The 13,122-nt window shown below is 69.2% G+C and carries 14 protein-coding genes; 7 read left to right on the forward strand and 7 right to left on the reverse strand.

Features of this window, described 5'->3' with window-relative positions:
* Positions 1 to 238: 238 nt before the first annotated feature.
* From AB0I66_RS34930 to AB0I66_RS34940, 3 genes are all read right to left on the reverse strand, one after another.
* A complete protein-coding gene (locus AB0I66_RS34930) occupies positions 239 to 649 on the reverse strand; it encodes a VOC family protein (RefSeq protein ID WP_363212041.1) in 411 nt (136 codons plus the stop codon).
* Positions 650 to 925: 276 nt separating this feature from the next.
* Entirely contained in the window at positions 926 to 1,921 is a 996-nt protein-coding gene (locus AB0I66_RS34935; RefSeq protein WP_363212042.1) for an RNA polymerase subunit sigma-70, read from the reverse strand.
* Between the two features lie 20 nt (positions 1,922 to 1,941).
* On the reverse strand, positions 1,942 to 2,685 hold the full coding sequence (locus AB0I66_RS34940) for an SDR family oxidoreductase (RefSeq protein WP_363212043.1): 744 nt from the start codon (positions 2,683 to 2,685) through the stop codon (positions 1,942 to 1,944).
* Positions 2,686 to 2,951: 266 nt separating this feature from the next.
* On the opposite strand from AB0I66_RS34940, the gene AB0I66_RS34945 reads away from it, so the two are divergent.
* Complete coding sequence (locus tag AB0I66_RS34945; protein WP_363212044.1) at positions 2,952 to 3,443, forward strand: hypothetical protein; 492 nt, start codon at positions 2,952 to 2,954, stop codon at positions 3,441 to 3,443.
* A 149-nt stretch (positions 3,444 to 3,592) separates the two neighbouring features.
* Here the strand turns inward: AB0I66_RS34945 and AB0I66_RS34950 are convergent, their stop codons facing one another.
* Positions 3,593 to 3,970: an ArsR family transcriptional regulator gene (locus tag AB0I66_RS34950; RefSeq protein ID WP_363212045.1), complete on the reverse strand. Its 378-nt coding sequence runs from the start codon at positions 3,968 to 3,970 to the stop codon at positions 3,593 to 3,595.
* Between the two features lie 112 nt (positions 3,971 to 4,082).
* Between AB0I66_RS34950 and AB0I66_RS34955 the strand changes: the two genes are divergently transcribed.
* Positions 4,083 to 5,345, forward strand: a complete 1,263-nt coding sequence (locus AB0I66_RS34955) for an MFS transporter (RefSeq protein WP_363212046.1) — start codon at positions 4,083 to 4,085, stop codon at positions 5,343 to 5,345.
* An 86-nt stretch (positions 5,346 to 5,431) separates the two neighbouring features.
* On the opposite strand, the gene AB0I66_RS34960 is transcribed toward AB0I66_RS34955, so the two are convergent.
* Both AB0I66_RS34960 and AB0I66_RS34965 read right to left on the reverse strand, forming a co-directional pair.
* Complete coding sequence (locus tag AB0I66_RS34960) at positions 5,432 to 6,556, reverse strand: acyl-CoA desaturase (protein WP_363212047.1); 1,125 nt, start codon at positions 6,554 to 6,556, stop codon at positions 5,432 to 5,434.
* Positions 6,557 to 6,563: 7 nt separating this feature from the next.
* Complete coding sequence (locus AB0I66_RS34965; RefSeq protein WP_363212048.1) at positions 6,564 to 7,619, reverse strand: ferredoxin reductase; 1,056 nt, start codon at positions 7,617 to 7,619, stop codon at positions 6,564 to 6,566.
* Positions 7,620 to 7,705: 86 nt separating this feature from the next.
* Here AB0I66_RS34965 and AB0I66_RS34970 point away from each other — a divergent pair, with 86 nt between their 5' ends.
* Entirely contained in the window at positions 7,706 to 8,845 is a 1,140-nt protein-coding gene (locus AB0I66_RS34970) for a helix-turn-helix domain-containing protein (protein WP_363212049.1), read from the forward strand.
* A gap of 190 nt (positions 8,846 to 9,035) precedes the next feature.
* The gene (locus AB0I66_RS34975) at positions 9,036 to 9,374 is read left to right on the forward strand and encodes a thioredoxin domain-containing protein (RefSeq protein WP_363212050.1); all 339 of its coding nucleotides are present in this window, start codon (positions 9,036 to 9,038) and stop codon (positions 9,372 to 9,374) included.
* 94 nt (positions 9,375 to 9,468) lie between these two features.
* Here the strand turns inward: AB0I66_RS34975 and AB0I66_RS34980 are convergent, their stop codons facing one another.
* Positions 9,469 to 10,677 carry a hypothetical protein gene (locus tag AB0I66_RS34980; protein WP_363212051.1) on the reverse strand — a complete coding sequence of 403 codons (1,209 nt, stop codon included), beginning with the start codon at positions 10,675 to 10,677 and terminating at the stop codon, positions 9,469 to 9,471.
* Between the two features lie 610 nt (positions 10,678 to 11,287).
* On the opposite strand from AB0I66_RS34980, the gene AB0I66_RS34985 reads away from it, so the two are divergent.
* The 3 genes from AB0I66_RS34985 (at position 11,288) to AB0I66_RS34995 (ending at position 13,122) form a co-directional block, all read left to right on the forward strand.
* Positions 11,288 to 11,896, forward strand: a complete 609-nt coding sequence (locus AB0I66_RS34985; protein WP_363212052.1) for a hypothetical protein — start codon at positions 11,288 to 11,290, stop codon at positions 11,894 to 11,896.
* A 117-nt stretch (positions 11,897 to 12,013) separates the two neighbouring features.
* A complete protein-coding gene (locus AB0I66_RS34990) occupies positions 12,014 to 12,241 on the forward strand; it encodes a hypothetical protein (RefSeq protein WP_363212053.1) in 228 nt (75 codons plus the stop codon).
* Between the two features lie 89 nt (positions 12,242 to 12,330).
* A complete protein-coding gene (locus tag AB0I66_RS34995; protein ID WP_363212054.1) occupies positions 12,331 to 13,122 on the forward strand; it encodes a sulfite exporter TauE/SafE family protein in 792 nt (263 codons plus the stop codon).

A 13,122-nucleotide genomic window follows, 5' to 3' on the forward strand; every position in this document is an offset into this window, starting at 1 on the left:
GAGTAGGCGCAGGAGTTAGGCGACATCGCCCAAGGTTGCCGCCGATCAGCGTGACCGCGAACGGAATGCTCTGGCCATCCCCCGTGCCGGTTTCGGTCCCGATTCGCACCGCAGCGGCTCGATGAGCGCGAACAGTTCCTCCGACACCATCGACGGCCGCGCCCGTCGTTTCGCCAGCACCGGGTCATCGAGCCGAGACGCCAAGGGTCACGCGATCAACCGTTCCGGTGAGAAGCAGTCAGGGGCGCTCGGGCCAGATCGGGCCCTCGTCGGTCCAGGTGACGCCCTTGTTGTGGCACAGGCAGAAGGGGTGCCCCACCGGGTCGGTGTAGACCCGCCAGCCGTAGCCTTCCGGGCCGATGAAGTCCTGCACCCGCGTCGCGCCGAGTGCGAGGACGCGGCGCTCCTCGGCCTCGCTGTCGTCCACTTCAAAGTCCAGGTGGAACTGCTTGGGGTGCGCGCCCTCGCCCCACTGCGGGGGGCGGTAGTCGTCCACCCGTTGGAAGGCGAGCTCGATGTCGCCGAACTTGATGCCGGCCCAGTTCTCGTCGCTGTCCTCCTTGATGGCGCGGCCTGTGACCTCGGAGTAGAAGGCCGCCAGCTTCATCGGGTCCGGGCAGTCGATGATGAAATCGGTGAGTCGCAGCATCCCACGATCTTGACACAAGATCGAAAACGCCCGGCGGCCGCGCGCTCCTCGGGAGCCGTGGGTTTCGCGTTGTCCGGTATCCGAATCGATCTCGTTGCCACGCCCCGCTCTCGGTGACCACCAGCGCAAAGCCCGGCGCCTCCAGATCGGCCATCGCGAAGCCGGCCCCTGATAAGCGTCCGGAACTTGGTCGTCGTCGTCCTGCGCCGCAACATCCGAGTTCCAGCACCCAGGAGAGGCGAGGATGCGCGGCGGCTGCCGCTGCCCATCGGTCATTCAGCGCACGAGCACGGGCGCCAGGCAGAACACCGGCACCAGGCTTGGGTCGTTGAGCGCCGTGATCCGGGCGATCCGGCCCTGGCGCAGGGTCAGGACCTGTACGCCGTACGCCTCGTAGCGGCCTTCGCCCCCGTGCGCGTAGGCGACCAGGGCGGGCTGGCCGTTGGCACGAGTGGGGACCAGGTACCACCGGTTCGGGCGCAGGATCCGGTGGGTCAGGAACCCCACGACTGCCTCTCGGCCGGTGAACCATGTAGGGGTCGGCGGCATCTCCATCTCGACGTCCGCCCTCAGCAGCCGCAGCAGCGCGTCGGGGTCCGCCTTGGTGAACGCCTCGACGTAGCCGTCCAGGAGCGTGCGCCGCATCTCCTCATCCGGCTCGGCCAGATCCTCTAGCGCCCCATTGGCTGCAGCCAGGCGGGAGCGGGCGCGGCGCAGTGCGCTGTCGACGGCTGCGGCCGTCGTGTCCAGCATGGCGGCGACCTCAGCCGTCCTGAACGCCAGCACGTCACGCAACGTCAACACGGCCCGCTGCCGGGCGGACAGCAGCTGCAGCGCGGCGACGAAGGCCAGTCGCACGGTGCTCCTCGCGGTCACGACGGCCGCGGGGTCATCGGTGCCCACCAGTGCGTCGGGGACCGGCTGGAGCCAGGCCTCCGACGGTTCGCGCGCGCTCACGGCCACCCGGTGATCATCCGAAGGCGCCCCCAGGCCCGAGGGCAGCGGCCGCCGGGAGCGTGTCTCCAGTGCGGTCAGACAGGCCATGGTGGCGATCTTGTACAGCCACCGACGCACCGAGGAGCGGCCTTCGAACCGGTCGAATGCGCGCCATGCCCGCAGGTAGGTCTCCTGTACGAGGTCCTCGGCGTCGTGGATCGAGCCGAGCATCCGGTAGCAGTGCGCGAGCAGTTCTGCCCTGAACGGCTCGGCCAGGTCGGAGAATTCGGCGTCCGAGGGCATGGCGGCCTCTCCCGGGGGTGCGGTGGCGTTCACGGTAACGGGTCGTCGGTGGCTCAGCCGACCGGGCGCAGTCCGGTCCCGCGCACTCGGTACTCCGCATCGCTGCCAGGATCCTGGGCGACCGCGATGACGGACTTGGCGACCTGTTCCGCGGTGAGGATCGGCTGCTCCCGTCCCGCGACGAAGGTCTCACGGTCCACGCCTTGAAGCGCGGCGTATCCGTCGGCCGCGACCAGGCCGACGCCGCCGGCCGGCGTCATGTCCGGCAGCAGCGTGTGGAAGCGGATGTCCAGGCCCGCCCGCTGCGCCTCCTCGGCCGCGTACTGGCGGATGTAGCGGATGGAGGCCTTGGCGCTGGCGTATCCGCCGCTGAGCGGAGAACCACCCAGGGCCGCTCCGCTGGACATCGAGACGACGACGCTGCCCGCGGCCAGCGGTTCCCGCAGCGCCGCACGCGTCCAGGTGAACGCGTGCCGGGTGTCGGTCTGCCAGTGACGGCTGAAGGTTTCCCAGGTCTGCTCCTGCACGGGTGCCATGTGCGGTGCGAGTCCGGCGTTCAGGACGAGCAGTTGGGGGCGGTGTTCGCGGATGACGTCCGCGGCGAGCGCCTCGCCGGTGGCATCAGCGGCGATGGGCGTGAACCCGTCGCCGAGTTCGTCCTGTACGGCGCGCAACTCCTGGTGGGTGCGGGCGATACCGATGACGCGGATGCCGCTCGCGGCGAGCACGGCGGAGATGGCACGCCCGAAACCGCGGCCGGCTCCGGTCACCACAGCGCTCTGGAAGAGATCAGACATCGAGGACTCCGTAGGGGTGGTGGGGCTTGGTCGCCATCTGGACCAGCCGCCACGGGAAATACCGTCGCCCCACCCCGGTACGGCGAGAGTGATGTGCATCACACGTCATCGACCCGAGCCCACCCTGCACTCCGACCGCTGGCCGAGGCGACGCCTCATGCCGCCAGCGCTATGACGTCATGGTGATGTTGGTCTTGGACGCCTCAACTCGCCCGCCATAGCGTCAAGTTGCTTGCAGACGTAGATCGCCAAGAGGAGTTTCCACCATGAGGAATCACAGCAATCGGCCCCTGTACAAGAGATTCGCCGCCCTGTCGCTGGTCACCGTGGCAGTCGGTGTCGTAGCCGCGGGGGGCGCGAATGCCGATGCCCCGAAGACGGGCCGGGTCGAGGTCATCGAACTCCGGCTCAAGGACCTGGAGTACGAGTCCGTCGATCTCGGCAAGGCAGGGCCCAGCCTGGGCGACATGAGCGTCTACTGCGCCACCGCGGTGGAGAACGGTCGCAACGTCGGACGGGGGGCCGGGACGGCTCAGGTCGTGCACGTCGACGGTGGGAAAGTCACGTCGCAAGCCGTGATCACGATAGAGCTCGAGCGTGGCTCTCTGACGATGCAATCGCTGCGGCCGGACGAGGCGAGTTCACTCGACATGGCCATCACCGGCGGCACGGGCGCTTTCAAGGACGCCCGGGGCAGTGTTCGCTATTGGGACATCAACACGCCCAAGGAGAGGCTGCGCGCCGAGATCCTGCACTGACGAAGGACGGGATCAGCGCCGCGCCCAGACGGTCGCCTCCGAGGGGCACCGACACCAGCGCTTGGCGAAGGCGCCGCCCGCCGCCGTCGGGAACCCTGCCTGCCGGTGTCGCCAAAGAGCAGGGCGCCCGCGGCCCACCCGAAGGCACGTCAGGCCTGGGGCGTCCAGTCAGCGACGAGGCCCAGGAGGCCGGGGAAGCGGGCGTTGAGGTCGTCGATGCGGACCTGGCTTCGGCGTTCCAGGCCGTATTGGCGCTGTCGCGTGATTCCGGCTTCGCGTAGCGCCTTGAAGTGATGGGTCAGCGATGACTTGGGGCGGTCGAAGCCGAACCAGCCGCAGGTGTGGTCGAACTCTTCGGACTCGAGCAGCAACCTGCGGACGATCGTCAGGCGCAGGGGGTCACTGAGGGCGCCGAGGACGGTCTCCAGGCGGAGTTCGTGCGTCGCCGGTTCCGGGAGGGGTTCGGGCAGGTCGGGCGGTTCGGGGAGCGTCGTGAAGGTGTGCGCGGCGCTCGGGCGTGGGGGCATGGCGGGACCTCATCACGTGATCTTCTCTGTACGACTTCAATCGTACTGCATGCTAAGTTCGACTCGACTCGTACTGCCGGTGTTCCGGCAGGAATGACCGGGAGGAACTGTCATGCCCCCAACTCAGGCCACATCCGCCCACGCTGTCGGCAGCGCGCCCCGTGAGGGCAGCGAGCATGGCCGCGAGCGGCCTGTCGCGCCGCAGTGGTGGCTCTGGCTGGCGGCCTGGCCGGTCACCGCCGTCTTCGTGCTCTCCAATGCGGCGACTCCGCTGTACGTGCTGTGGCAGCGGGACATCGGCTTCTCCAAGGGCACGCTGACCGTGGTGTTCGCCTTCTACATCCTCGGGCTCATCGGCTCGCTGCTCGTGTGCGGCGTGCTCTCCGACCGCGTCGGTCGCAAGCCGGTGCTCGTACCCGCGCTCGCCCTCGCCCTGGCCGCTTGCCTGATCTTCGCGACTGCCGACAGTGTGCCGGCACTGATCGTGGCCCGGCTGTTCACCGGGATCGCGGTAGGCGCCGTCGTCAGCGCGGGTATGGCCGCGGTCACCGATGTCGCCGGGCCCGCACGCAAACCGGTCGCCGCCCTGCTTGCCTCCTGCGCGATGGTCTTCGGGGCCGGTCTTGGCCCGCTGCTGGCCGGCGTGCTCTCCGAGCTGGCGCCCGCGCCGACCGTGACCGTCTTCGTCGTCGAGGCCGTGCTCCTGGCCACCGCCCTGCTCGTGGTGCTGAGGATGCCGGTACGTCGCCCGGAGGCGCGAGCCAAGGGCGCCTGGCTGCGCGTGCCCGGCGTACCGGCCGGCAACGGGCGTCAACTCACGCTGGGGATCGCCGTCTTCGCCCCCGGCATCACCGCCACGTCCTTCGTGCTCTCCCTGGGCCCCTCGCTGCTGTCAGGACTGCTCGGCACCACCAATGGCATCGTGGCCGGCGCCATGGCGTTTGTGATGTTCCTGGCTGCCACCGGCGTGCAGTTCGCCGTGCAGCACCACAGCCGTCGCACCATCTTGACGGCCGGCGCGGCCAGCACCGCCCTGAGCATGGCCGCACTGATCGTTGCCGTGCACACCTCGACGGTGGCCGTCCTGATCCTGTCCGCGCTGCTGGCCGGCGCCGGCCAGGGCATGGGCCAACTCGCCGGCCTGTCCCTGCTCAACTCCACCGTGCCGCCCCAGCGCCTGGCCGAAGCCAACGCCGCACTCAACGTGGGCGGCTACCTCCTCGCCGGCCTCCTGCCCGTCTCGGCCGGCTACCTCAGCGACGCAGTGGGGCTGACCAACGGCGCAACCATCTTTGGCATCGCCCTGCTGAGCCTCGCGGTCATCGGCGCCCTGATCGTGCGCACCACGAGCCACCAGGTGACCGACCCGGCCTGAGGAAACCTCCACAGGGCCCCGGCCAGTCGGGCACCGCCCAACGACGGTGGCAGGTCAGCCGAAAGATCTGGACCCCTCCCCCGGAATCAGGCCGCGACGAGCTCCCGCTCCCTCTCGCGGTCCGGTGTCTTGACCTTGGGCTTCTTGTTCGGCAGGGAGAGTCGGAAGACCTTGTGCCACGCGGAGAAGACTTGCTTGGGCAGCGGGCCGGTGACGTATTCCAGCTCGTACTTCTCGAACAGCGCGCGGACCTTCACCGCGACCTCGGCGTACCGGTTGCTCGGCAGGTCCGGGAACAGGTGGTGCTCGATCTGGTGGGACAGATTGCCGGTCATGAAGTGCATGGCCTTGCTGCCGCTGATGTTCGCCGAGCCCATCATCTGGCGCAGGTACCACTGGCCGCGCGTCTCGCCCTTGATCGACCGGCGCTCGAAGACCTGTACGCCCTCGGGGAAGTGCCCGCACATGATCACCGAGTGGGTCCACAGGTTGCGGACCAGGTTCGCGGTGAACGTGGCGCCGAGCGTGGTGAGGAACGACGGGCCCGAAAGCAGCGGGTGGATCACGTAGTCCTTGAGCACCTGCTTGCGGATCTTGCGGCCCACGGCCCTGGCCTGCGCGCGGAACTCCGGGTTCTTGCGGCGGCGCTTGTCCAGGTTCTTGCCGAGCTCCAGGTCGTACGCGGCGATGCCATACTCGAAGAAGCAGGCGTTGAGGAAGTTCCACAGCGGCTGGCCGAGGTGGAAGGGGTGCCACTTCTGGTCCTCGTCGACGCGCATGATGCCGTAGCCGAGGTCGTTGTCCTTGCCGATCACGTTGGTGTACGTGTGGTGCAGCTCGTTGTGCGAGTGCTTCCACTGGTCGGACGGCGAGACGTGATCCCACTCCCAGGTGGTGGAGTGGATCTTCGGGTCCCGCATCCAGTCCCACTGGCCGTGCAGGATGTTGTGGCCGATCTCCATGTTGTCCATGATCTTCGCCACGGACAGCCCGGCGGTGCCGAGGAGCCACGCGGGCGGGAAGATCGAGAACAGCAGCACTCCCCTGCTGACCAGCTCGAGCTTGCGCTGCGCCGAGATGACCTTGCGGATGTAGGCGGCGTCCTTCTCGCCGCGGCCGGCGATCACCTCGTCGCGGATCGCGTCCAGCTCGCGGCCCAGCTCCTCGATCTGCTCTGCGGTCAGGTGGGCGGTGGGGTCGATGGCGGTCAAGGTGCTCCTACCGTTCGATGTCGCAGGGGCCCGCCGCGGCGGACACGCAGGTCTGGATGAGGACGCCCGGCTCGGCCTCGGTGATCTCGCCGGTGCGCAGGTCGCGGACGGCGCCCGCCTTGAGGGGGGTGACGCAGCCGAAGCAGATGCCCATGCGGCATCCGGACGGCATGAGCACGCCGGCCTCTTCGCCGATGTCCAGCAACGGCGTGGCGCCGTCCCCGTCGACGGTCTTGCCGGTGGCGCTGAACGTGACCTCGCCGCCGTCGCCCGCGACGACGATGCTGGGGCGGAAGCGTTCGGTGTGCAGACGCTCTTGGACGCCGCGCTCGGTCCAGCGCTCTTCGGCGGCGTCGAGCAGGCCCGCGGGCCCACAGGCCCAGGTCTCGCGCTCGGCCCAGTCGGGCACGAGCTCGTCGAGGCGGGCGATGTCGAGCATGCCGTCCGTGTCGGTGTGCACCTCGGTGAGCCGCAGCTTCTTGTCCGCGACCAGGCCGCGCAGTTCCTTGCGGAAGATCACGTCTTGCGGCCGTGGCGCGCAGTGGACCATGACGACGTCGTCGAACTCGCTGTCGCGCAGCATGCCCATCACGGGCGTGATGCCGCTGCCGGCCGTCAGGTAGAGCACCTTGGCGGGCTTGGCCTGCGGCAGCACAAAGTCGCCGGTCGGCTGGTCGAGTTCGATCAGCGTGCCCGGTCTCGCCCTGCGGACCAGGTGATTGCTGACCTTGCCGTCCGGGATCGCCTTCACGGTGATCGTGACGCGGCCGTCCCGGCGGTTGGTCGGCGAGGTGATGGAGTAGGCACGCCACAGGCGCACTCCGTCGACGTCGACCCCGATCCGCACGTACTGGCCGGCCGTGTGGCCGCGCCAGCCCCGCCCCGGCCTGATCACGATGGTCGCGGCGTCGCCCGTCTCGGGGTGCACGGCCTCGATGCGCCCGCGTAGGTCCGCGCCCGCCCGCAGCGGGCTGACCAGGTCGAGGTAGTCCGACGGCAGCAGCGGCGTCGTGACCATCTCCAGTAGTTTCCACGCCCTGCTGCGGAGGGCTGTACTCGTCATGACCCCAGCTTGCTGCGCCTCAAGGCGTAAAGTCCTGACCACAGGACGTAAATCTGGTCAGTCAAATTGTTCGCAGGGAACAAAACATGAACCATGCAATCCGCAAGGCCAGCGAGCTGGCCCTCGATGAGACGACGGTCACCGCACTTCGGGCCACCCTGAAGACCACCGCCGACGAGATCGTCCAAGCGATCATCGACGAGGTCCCTCCCTACGCCAACGCCCTTTCGGGCCGCATGGGCGCCACCATCCGCCGAGCCGTCCGCACCGCCCTGGGACATTACCTGGACCTCGCGAGCGGGAAGGCCACAGGCGGCGACGCCGGTGACGCCGCCTACGAGCTGGGCCGCGGCGAGGTGCGCGACGGCCGTTCCATGGACGCCCTGCTCAGCGCCTACCGCGTCGGCGCCCGCGTGGCCTGGCGATACCTGGCAGCGGGTGCCGTACCCGCAGGTCTGCCCGCCGCCGAGGTCGCCAAGTTCGCCGAGCTGACCTTCGCCTACATCGACGAGCTCTCCGCCGCGAGTGCCGCAGGCCACGCCGACGAACTGGCCGCCCGGGGCCGGGCCCACGAGCTCCACCTCGAACACCTCGCCCGCGACCTCCTCGCCGGCGCGAGCCCGGACGTGCTGCTGACCTCTGCGCAACGGGCCGGCTGGCAGCCTCCGGAATCGCTGACCGCGGTCCTGCTGCCCGCCGCCCAGGCCCGCCCCGCCTACCGCGTGCTCGACCCGAGCACCCTCGTCCTGGACGATCTGCCGGATGCCGCCGGTGTGCTGCTCGTCCCCGACGCCGACCGATCCCATCTCTTGCGGCAGCTGACCGACCGCACCGCCGTGGTCGGCCCGGCCAGGCCCTGGACTCGTGCGTCCGCCTCCTACGCACGAGCCGTACGCGCACGCTCCCTCTCCTCCGACATACGCGACACCGAGGACCACCTGCCTGAGCTGGTGCTGAGCGCCGACGTGGACGCGTTCGCAGACCTGCGTGCCCGCGCCCTCGCACCGTTGCGGGCCTTGCCTGCCGCGACCGGGCGGCGGCTGGAGGAGACGCTGCGGGCGTGGCTGCTGCATCAAGGCAGGCGGGAGGAGGTGGCGGCGGCGTTGTTCGTCCATCCCCAGACCGTCCGCTACCGGATGACGCAGCTGCGGGAGCTGTTTCCCGACCTCGCGTCGCCAAACCGGGTCCTTGAACTGACGCTGGCAGTCGGTCTTCGGGCCAGCTGACGTGTTCGTCGACCGCTCAGCTGGCCCATGCAGACGCATGCAGACGCTGCTCCGGCGCGTAACGGCGGCGTGCCGTGCGGCCCGCGCCTACCTCTCCGGCAGGTCAGCCGGACGACCGACCGGGCCGGCCTGGCGCACCGCGCGAGGGATGATGGGGCCGGAATGACGGAACGCGAGGTCAGGATCTCCCATGGCGAAGCAGGTTCACCGACCCCGTGAGGACGCGGAGTTCGATTTCATCCTCGGGATGAGCGAAGTTCCGGTGCTCGCGTACTTCATCGGGACATGGCCCAAGGCCATCGAGCCCTGCCGGGTGATGGATCTCGTCGTGGGTGGCATCGCCGACGACTACGCGGACCGCCTGACAGTCGTCCGCACCGACATCACGCGTTGTCCGGCCGCAACCCAGCGATACGGGATCACCGGAGCACCGTCCTACGTCCTGCTGAAGAAGGGAGAGGCGGTGGCGCACAGCACGGGGTCTATGACCATCGCCGAAGTACGGGAGCTCCTGGACAGCCACCTCTGAGCGGCCGCCACGGCAGTGGCCGCAACGCCCGGCACGTCACCTTGGGAGGCGCGCCACGCCGAGGTTGATGGCGTGCTCGTGACAGCCTCGGGGCTCACTCGCGGTGGGACTTCCTGGTGATCAGCCACGTGCCCCCCACGACGAGCAGCGAGAAAGCGGCCAACACGCCTCCTTGCGCGGCCAGGAGCCAGAGCCGGTCACGCAGAGACAGGCTGCCGGTCAGAGTCACCTGCAGGGATCCGACGGCGAACGCGATCGCGGCAGTGAACACGGCGAGCAACTCGATCGACCGCACCGAGGACGAGCGGACAGTGCGTGCCAACTCGGCGTTGGCCGCCTCCTGTCGGTCCCACCGTTGCCGCAGCTCGGCATCCCACCGGGCGCGAAGCCGACCCTCCTGAATGGTGTCGCGCTTGGACAGGTACTGCTCTTGCAGCGCCCCGTGACTGACCCGGCTCCCCGTCGCCGGCAAAAGCCGCAGCGCCGTGTCGACGCTTTCGAGGGCGGCACCGTAATCGGCGCACAAGTGCCGTCCCTGAGCGAGACGGAAGTGGAACATGTGGTCATCCGGGTATTCGCGCACAGCAGCTCCCGCGCGATCCCGCAACAGCTCGCCCTGCATGTCGAACGGAGTCGCCATGGCCAGCCCGTTCAGGCAGATGTCGACGACATCACGGGTACGGTGCGGGTCGTTCCATGCCTGGTCCACAAGGCCGGTGGCGTGCTCAGCGGTGATGGCCCTACTGCCCAGGGCCCCGAACGCGCGAAGAGCAACAAAGATCGACTCGTGACGGTGCGGCCCAGCGGCGTTGGCCAGTGGAGCGGATTCCAGGAACTGAAGCAAGGCGTCATGCCAAAAGTTCGCACGGAGCTTCCCCGCGTGATAGAGGGTGACGAAGAAGGCAATGTCCTCTGCGGCGCCGTCGTTCCCGATGATGTCGACCAGGGCATCACCAGCGAGCTCACTGATCTCTTCGACATTGTCCCTGGTGACGAACGCGTTTCCCAGAGCCCACCTGTGCCCGATTTCCACCCTGTGGGCTTCAGCTATGTGGTCGCCAAGCCAGCGCGCGCACGCGGCGGCCGTCCGGATCGTGGGGCTGCGCAGGAACCGCTGCCACCAGTAGCGGTCCGCGCAGATGAGGTAGGCGTCCGTGGCGAAATCCGCCGATGCGACGTCAAACGGCGGTTCTACGTCGTCAGCGAGCAGCGCGGCAGCGGTCTCCAGGCAGACGCGGTCCAACTCACGCGAGCTCCCTAAGGCAATCCCGCTCAGTTGGGCAACTACGGCTGCGCTGTCCATTGATGGCCCCCCTGGCTCACGATTTTCGATCACATACCTATCACGAGGTTCGATCGAGATCATCGGTGCTGCCGCACCAGTGACAGCCCGGCGGTACCAGCACCGGGACTGTTCAGGCCTTTTGCGCGCGGCGGAAGTGCGCGCTCTGGGGCCAGCGCAAGGCAGTACCCGTCACGTACTCCGTCGCATCTGCCGTGGGTCTGCCGTGGCGTACTCCGTCGCGTCTGCGGCCGCCTGTTCGTGGACCTACCGATGGCCCGCCTCAGCCCAGCATGAACAGCGTCGAGGTTCTCGGCGTTGCAAGGGAAGTCGCCGCGATTAAGACTGAGCACGTAAGTGCAAGAACCCGGCAGGAAGCTGTCGGCAGATCTGCGGGGCTCACCTGCATCGAACGGCGGCATTCGGGCGGCGAGAACGGGCCGTTCTGGCACATCGGCTCGGCGCACATCTGCCCAAGCGGGCTACCGTACACGTGTTCTCCTGCTTGGCGCCGAGCTGGCCAGGGGCTCCTCGTTCGCGGCTCGTGGTTCGCGGCTCCTCGTTCGCTCTCCGAGGCCACATGGCCGCAGGGCTCCGCCGAGCATGTCGGCACCAGCACAAGGGAGGCACGATGACAGAGCTCGGCGCAACGCTGCACCGCACGTGGGGTGCCTTTGTCGGACCCGAGGCCACCCGGACCAACCATGCGCTGACCGCATTGACGACGGCGGCCGGCGCACTCACAGCGCCGATCACGGCCAGGGCGCACGGGGCGGACGCAGGACGCGCGACCATCGCAGGGCTCATGGCGGTGGACCTCGCAGGCGGGGTCTACGTCAACAACACACGGGCGTGCGCCCGCTGGTACGAGCGCCCGGGGCAGGGCAACTCCCAGCACTACGCCTTCGCCGCATGCCACATGCACCCCGCAGCGGTCGCCTGGCTCGACGCGAGTCCCCCGCGCAGGGGCACGACATGGCGTGCGCACCCCGCGGCCTGGGCCGCGGCCCACTATGCGTACATGGCCACCGCAACCGTGCTCATCCGCCGTCACCCGGCACAGCGACGGCTCCTCGCAGCAGCCCTCACCGCGGGCGGGCTCGCCCTGGACAGACTCCTGGGCCCCTCACACACCGCGCCCTGGTTCGCCTGGGCCTACTACCCCAAGCTCCTCCTGGGCCACGCCGGCGCGGCACTCTGGTCGGACCACGAGCTGGGCCCACACCAAGAGCGGGCGTAAGCCAGGCGCGCCGTGGCCCGACCGCAAGGCCGCCGTGGCCGAGGCATTCCGACGCCTGCACAGGGCTCGGCCCGACTGCTGCCGTACGCCCTCACCCGTAACCGGCAAGGAGCCTTCGTGGCCTGCAACGTCGACCAGCCCCCGCGCGCCGGCGGCACGACGGGGCTGGTGGACGGCGGCAATGCCGACATCGGCATCGCCGAACAGCTCGCCAACACGGGAGCTGAAGACTTCCGTCGGCCACCTGGGCACCGAATCCCTCAATACCGTCGTCCTCAACGCCGGCCGATTGAGGCGAAGGCAGAAGTGTGCGGTTTAGCGCCGGACGGTTCCTGCTGTTCGTGAACATCTCATTGCAGGTCCGCGCGGGTCAGCGCCTGCCTGTTCCGCTCCACCGATACTGAGCCGGCGAGCGGGACGGGGCGGGAGTAGCGGTGGAGTGGACGATCTGGGCCGGGTTCGTGGCCGGTCTGCTGATCTCGACGGTGACCGCGCCGGTCGGTGTGTCCGGGGCGGTCTTCCTCCTGCCGGTCCAGCTCAGCGTGCTCGGCGTGCCAAGTCCCGCGCTCACCCCGACGAACCTGCTGTTCAATGTGGTGGCCGGGCCGGGCGCACTCTGGCGTTATCGCCGCGCCGGCGCTCTGCGCGGCGCACTGGCCCGGCGCCTCGTCGTCTGGACACTGCCCGGCGTCATCGCAGGCGCCGCCATCCGCGTCTTCGCCCTCCCCGGCCCCGACGTCTTCCGCATCCTGGTGGCCGTGCTCTTGCTGCCGCTGGGCGCCTGGCTGTGTCTGTGTACCCTGCGCCCTGCCCGCCACCGGCCCGGCCCTCAGATTCGCGAGCCGTCGGCGCCCGTACTCGCCGCGCTGGCGCTGAGCGTCGGGGTGGTGGGTGGGATCTACGGGATCGGCGGCGGCTCGCTGCTCGGCCCCATCCTCGCCGCCCGCGGCATGCCCATGGCCCGTCTCGCTCCCGCCACGCTCGCCGCGACCTTCACCACCTCGCTCGCCGGAGCCGCGGCGTACGCCGTGCTGGCTGCGGTGAACTCCGGTCCCGTCGCCCCCGATTGGTGGCTCGGCCTGGCCTGCGGTCTCGGAGGTCTGATCGGCGGCTACCTCGGCGCACGTCTGCAACGGCACGTGCCCGAGACCGCGCTCCGCCTCTTGCTCGGCACCCTGGCCGCCACCCTCGGTGCGGTGTACGCCGTCCAGGCCCTCGTGAGGTGA

This window comes from Streptomyces sp. NPDC050439, from assembly GCF_040655335.1.
Taxonomy (GTDB): Bacteria; Actinomycetota; Actinomycetes; order Streptomycetales; family Streptomycetaceae; genus Streptomyces.

Excerpts from the sequence above, each read along its gene's own strand:
- AB0I66_RS34975 (WP_363212050.1), top strand. The coding sequence starts at position 9,036 with ATGGCGAAGCAGGTTCACCGACCCCGTGAGGACGCGGAGTTCGATTTC.
- AB0I66_RS34965 (WP_363212048.1), bottom strand. The coding sequence starts at position 7,619 with ATGACGAGTACAGCCCTCCGCAGCAGGGCGTGGAAACTACTGGAGATG.
- AB0I66_RS34970 (WP_363212049.1), top strand. The coding sequence starts at position 7,706 with ATGAACCATGCAATCCGCAAGGCCAGCGAGCTGGCCCTCGATGAGACG.
- AB0I66_RS34955 (WP_363212046.1), top strand. The coding sequence starts at position 4,083 with ATGCCCCCAACTCAGGCCACATCCGCCCACGCTGTCGGCAGCGCGCCC.
- AB0I66_RS34945 (WP_363212044.1), top strand. The coding sequence starts at position 2,952 with ATGAGGAATCACAGCAATCGGCCCCTGTACAAGAGATTCGCCGCCCTG.
- AB0I66_RS34980 (WP_363212051.1), bottom strand. The coding sequence starts at position 10,677 with ATGGACAGCGCAGCCGTAGTTGCCCAACTGAGCGGGATTGCCTTAGGG.
- AB0I66_RS34930 (WP_363212041.1), bottom strand. The coding sequence starts at position 649 with ATGCTGCGACTCACCGATTTCATCATCGACTGCCCGGACCCGATGAAG.
- AB0I66_RS34940 (WP_363212043.1), bottom strand. The coding sequence starts at position 2,685 with ATGTCTGATCTCTTCCAGAGCGCTGTGGTGACCGGAGCCGGCCGCGGT.
- AB0I66_RS34950 (WP_363212045.1), bottom strand. The coding sequence starts at position 3,970 with ATGCCCCCACGCCCGAGCGCCGCGCACACCTTCACGACGCTCCCCGAA.
- AB0I66_RS34985 (WP_363212052.1), top strand. The coding sequence starts at position 11,288 with ATGACAGAGCTCGGCGCAACGCTGCACCGCACGTGGGGTGCCTTTGTC.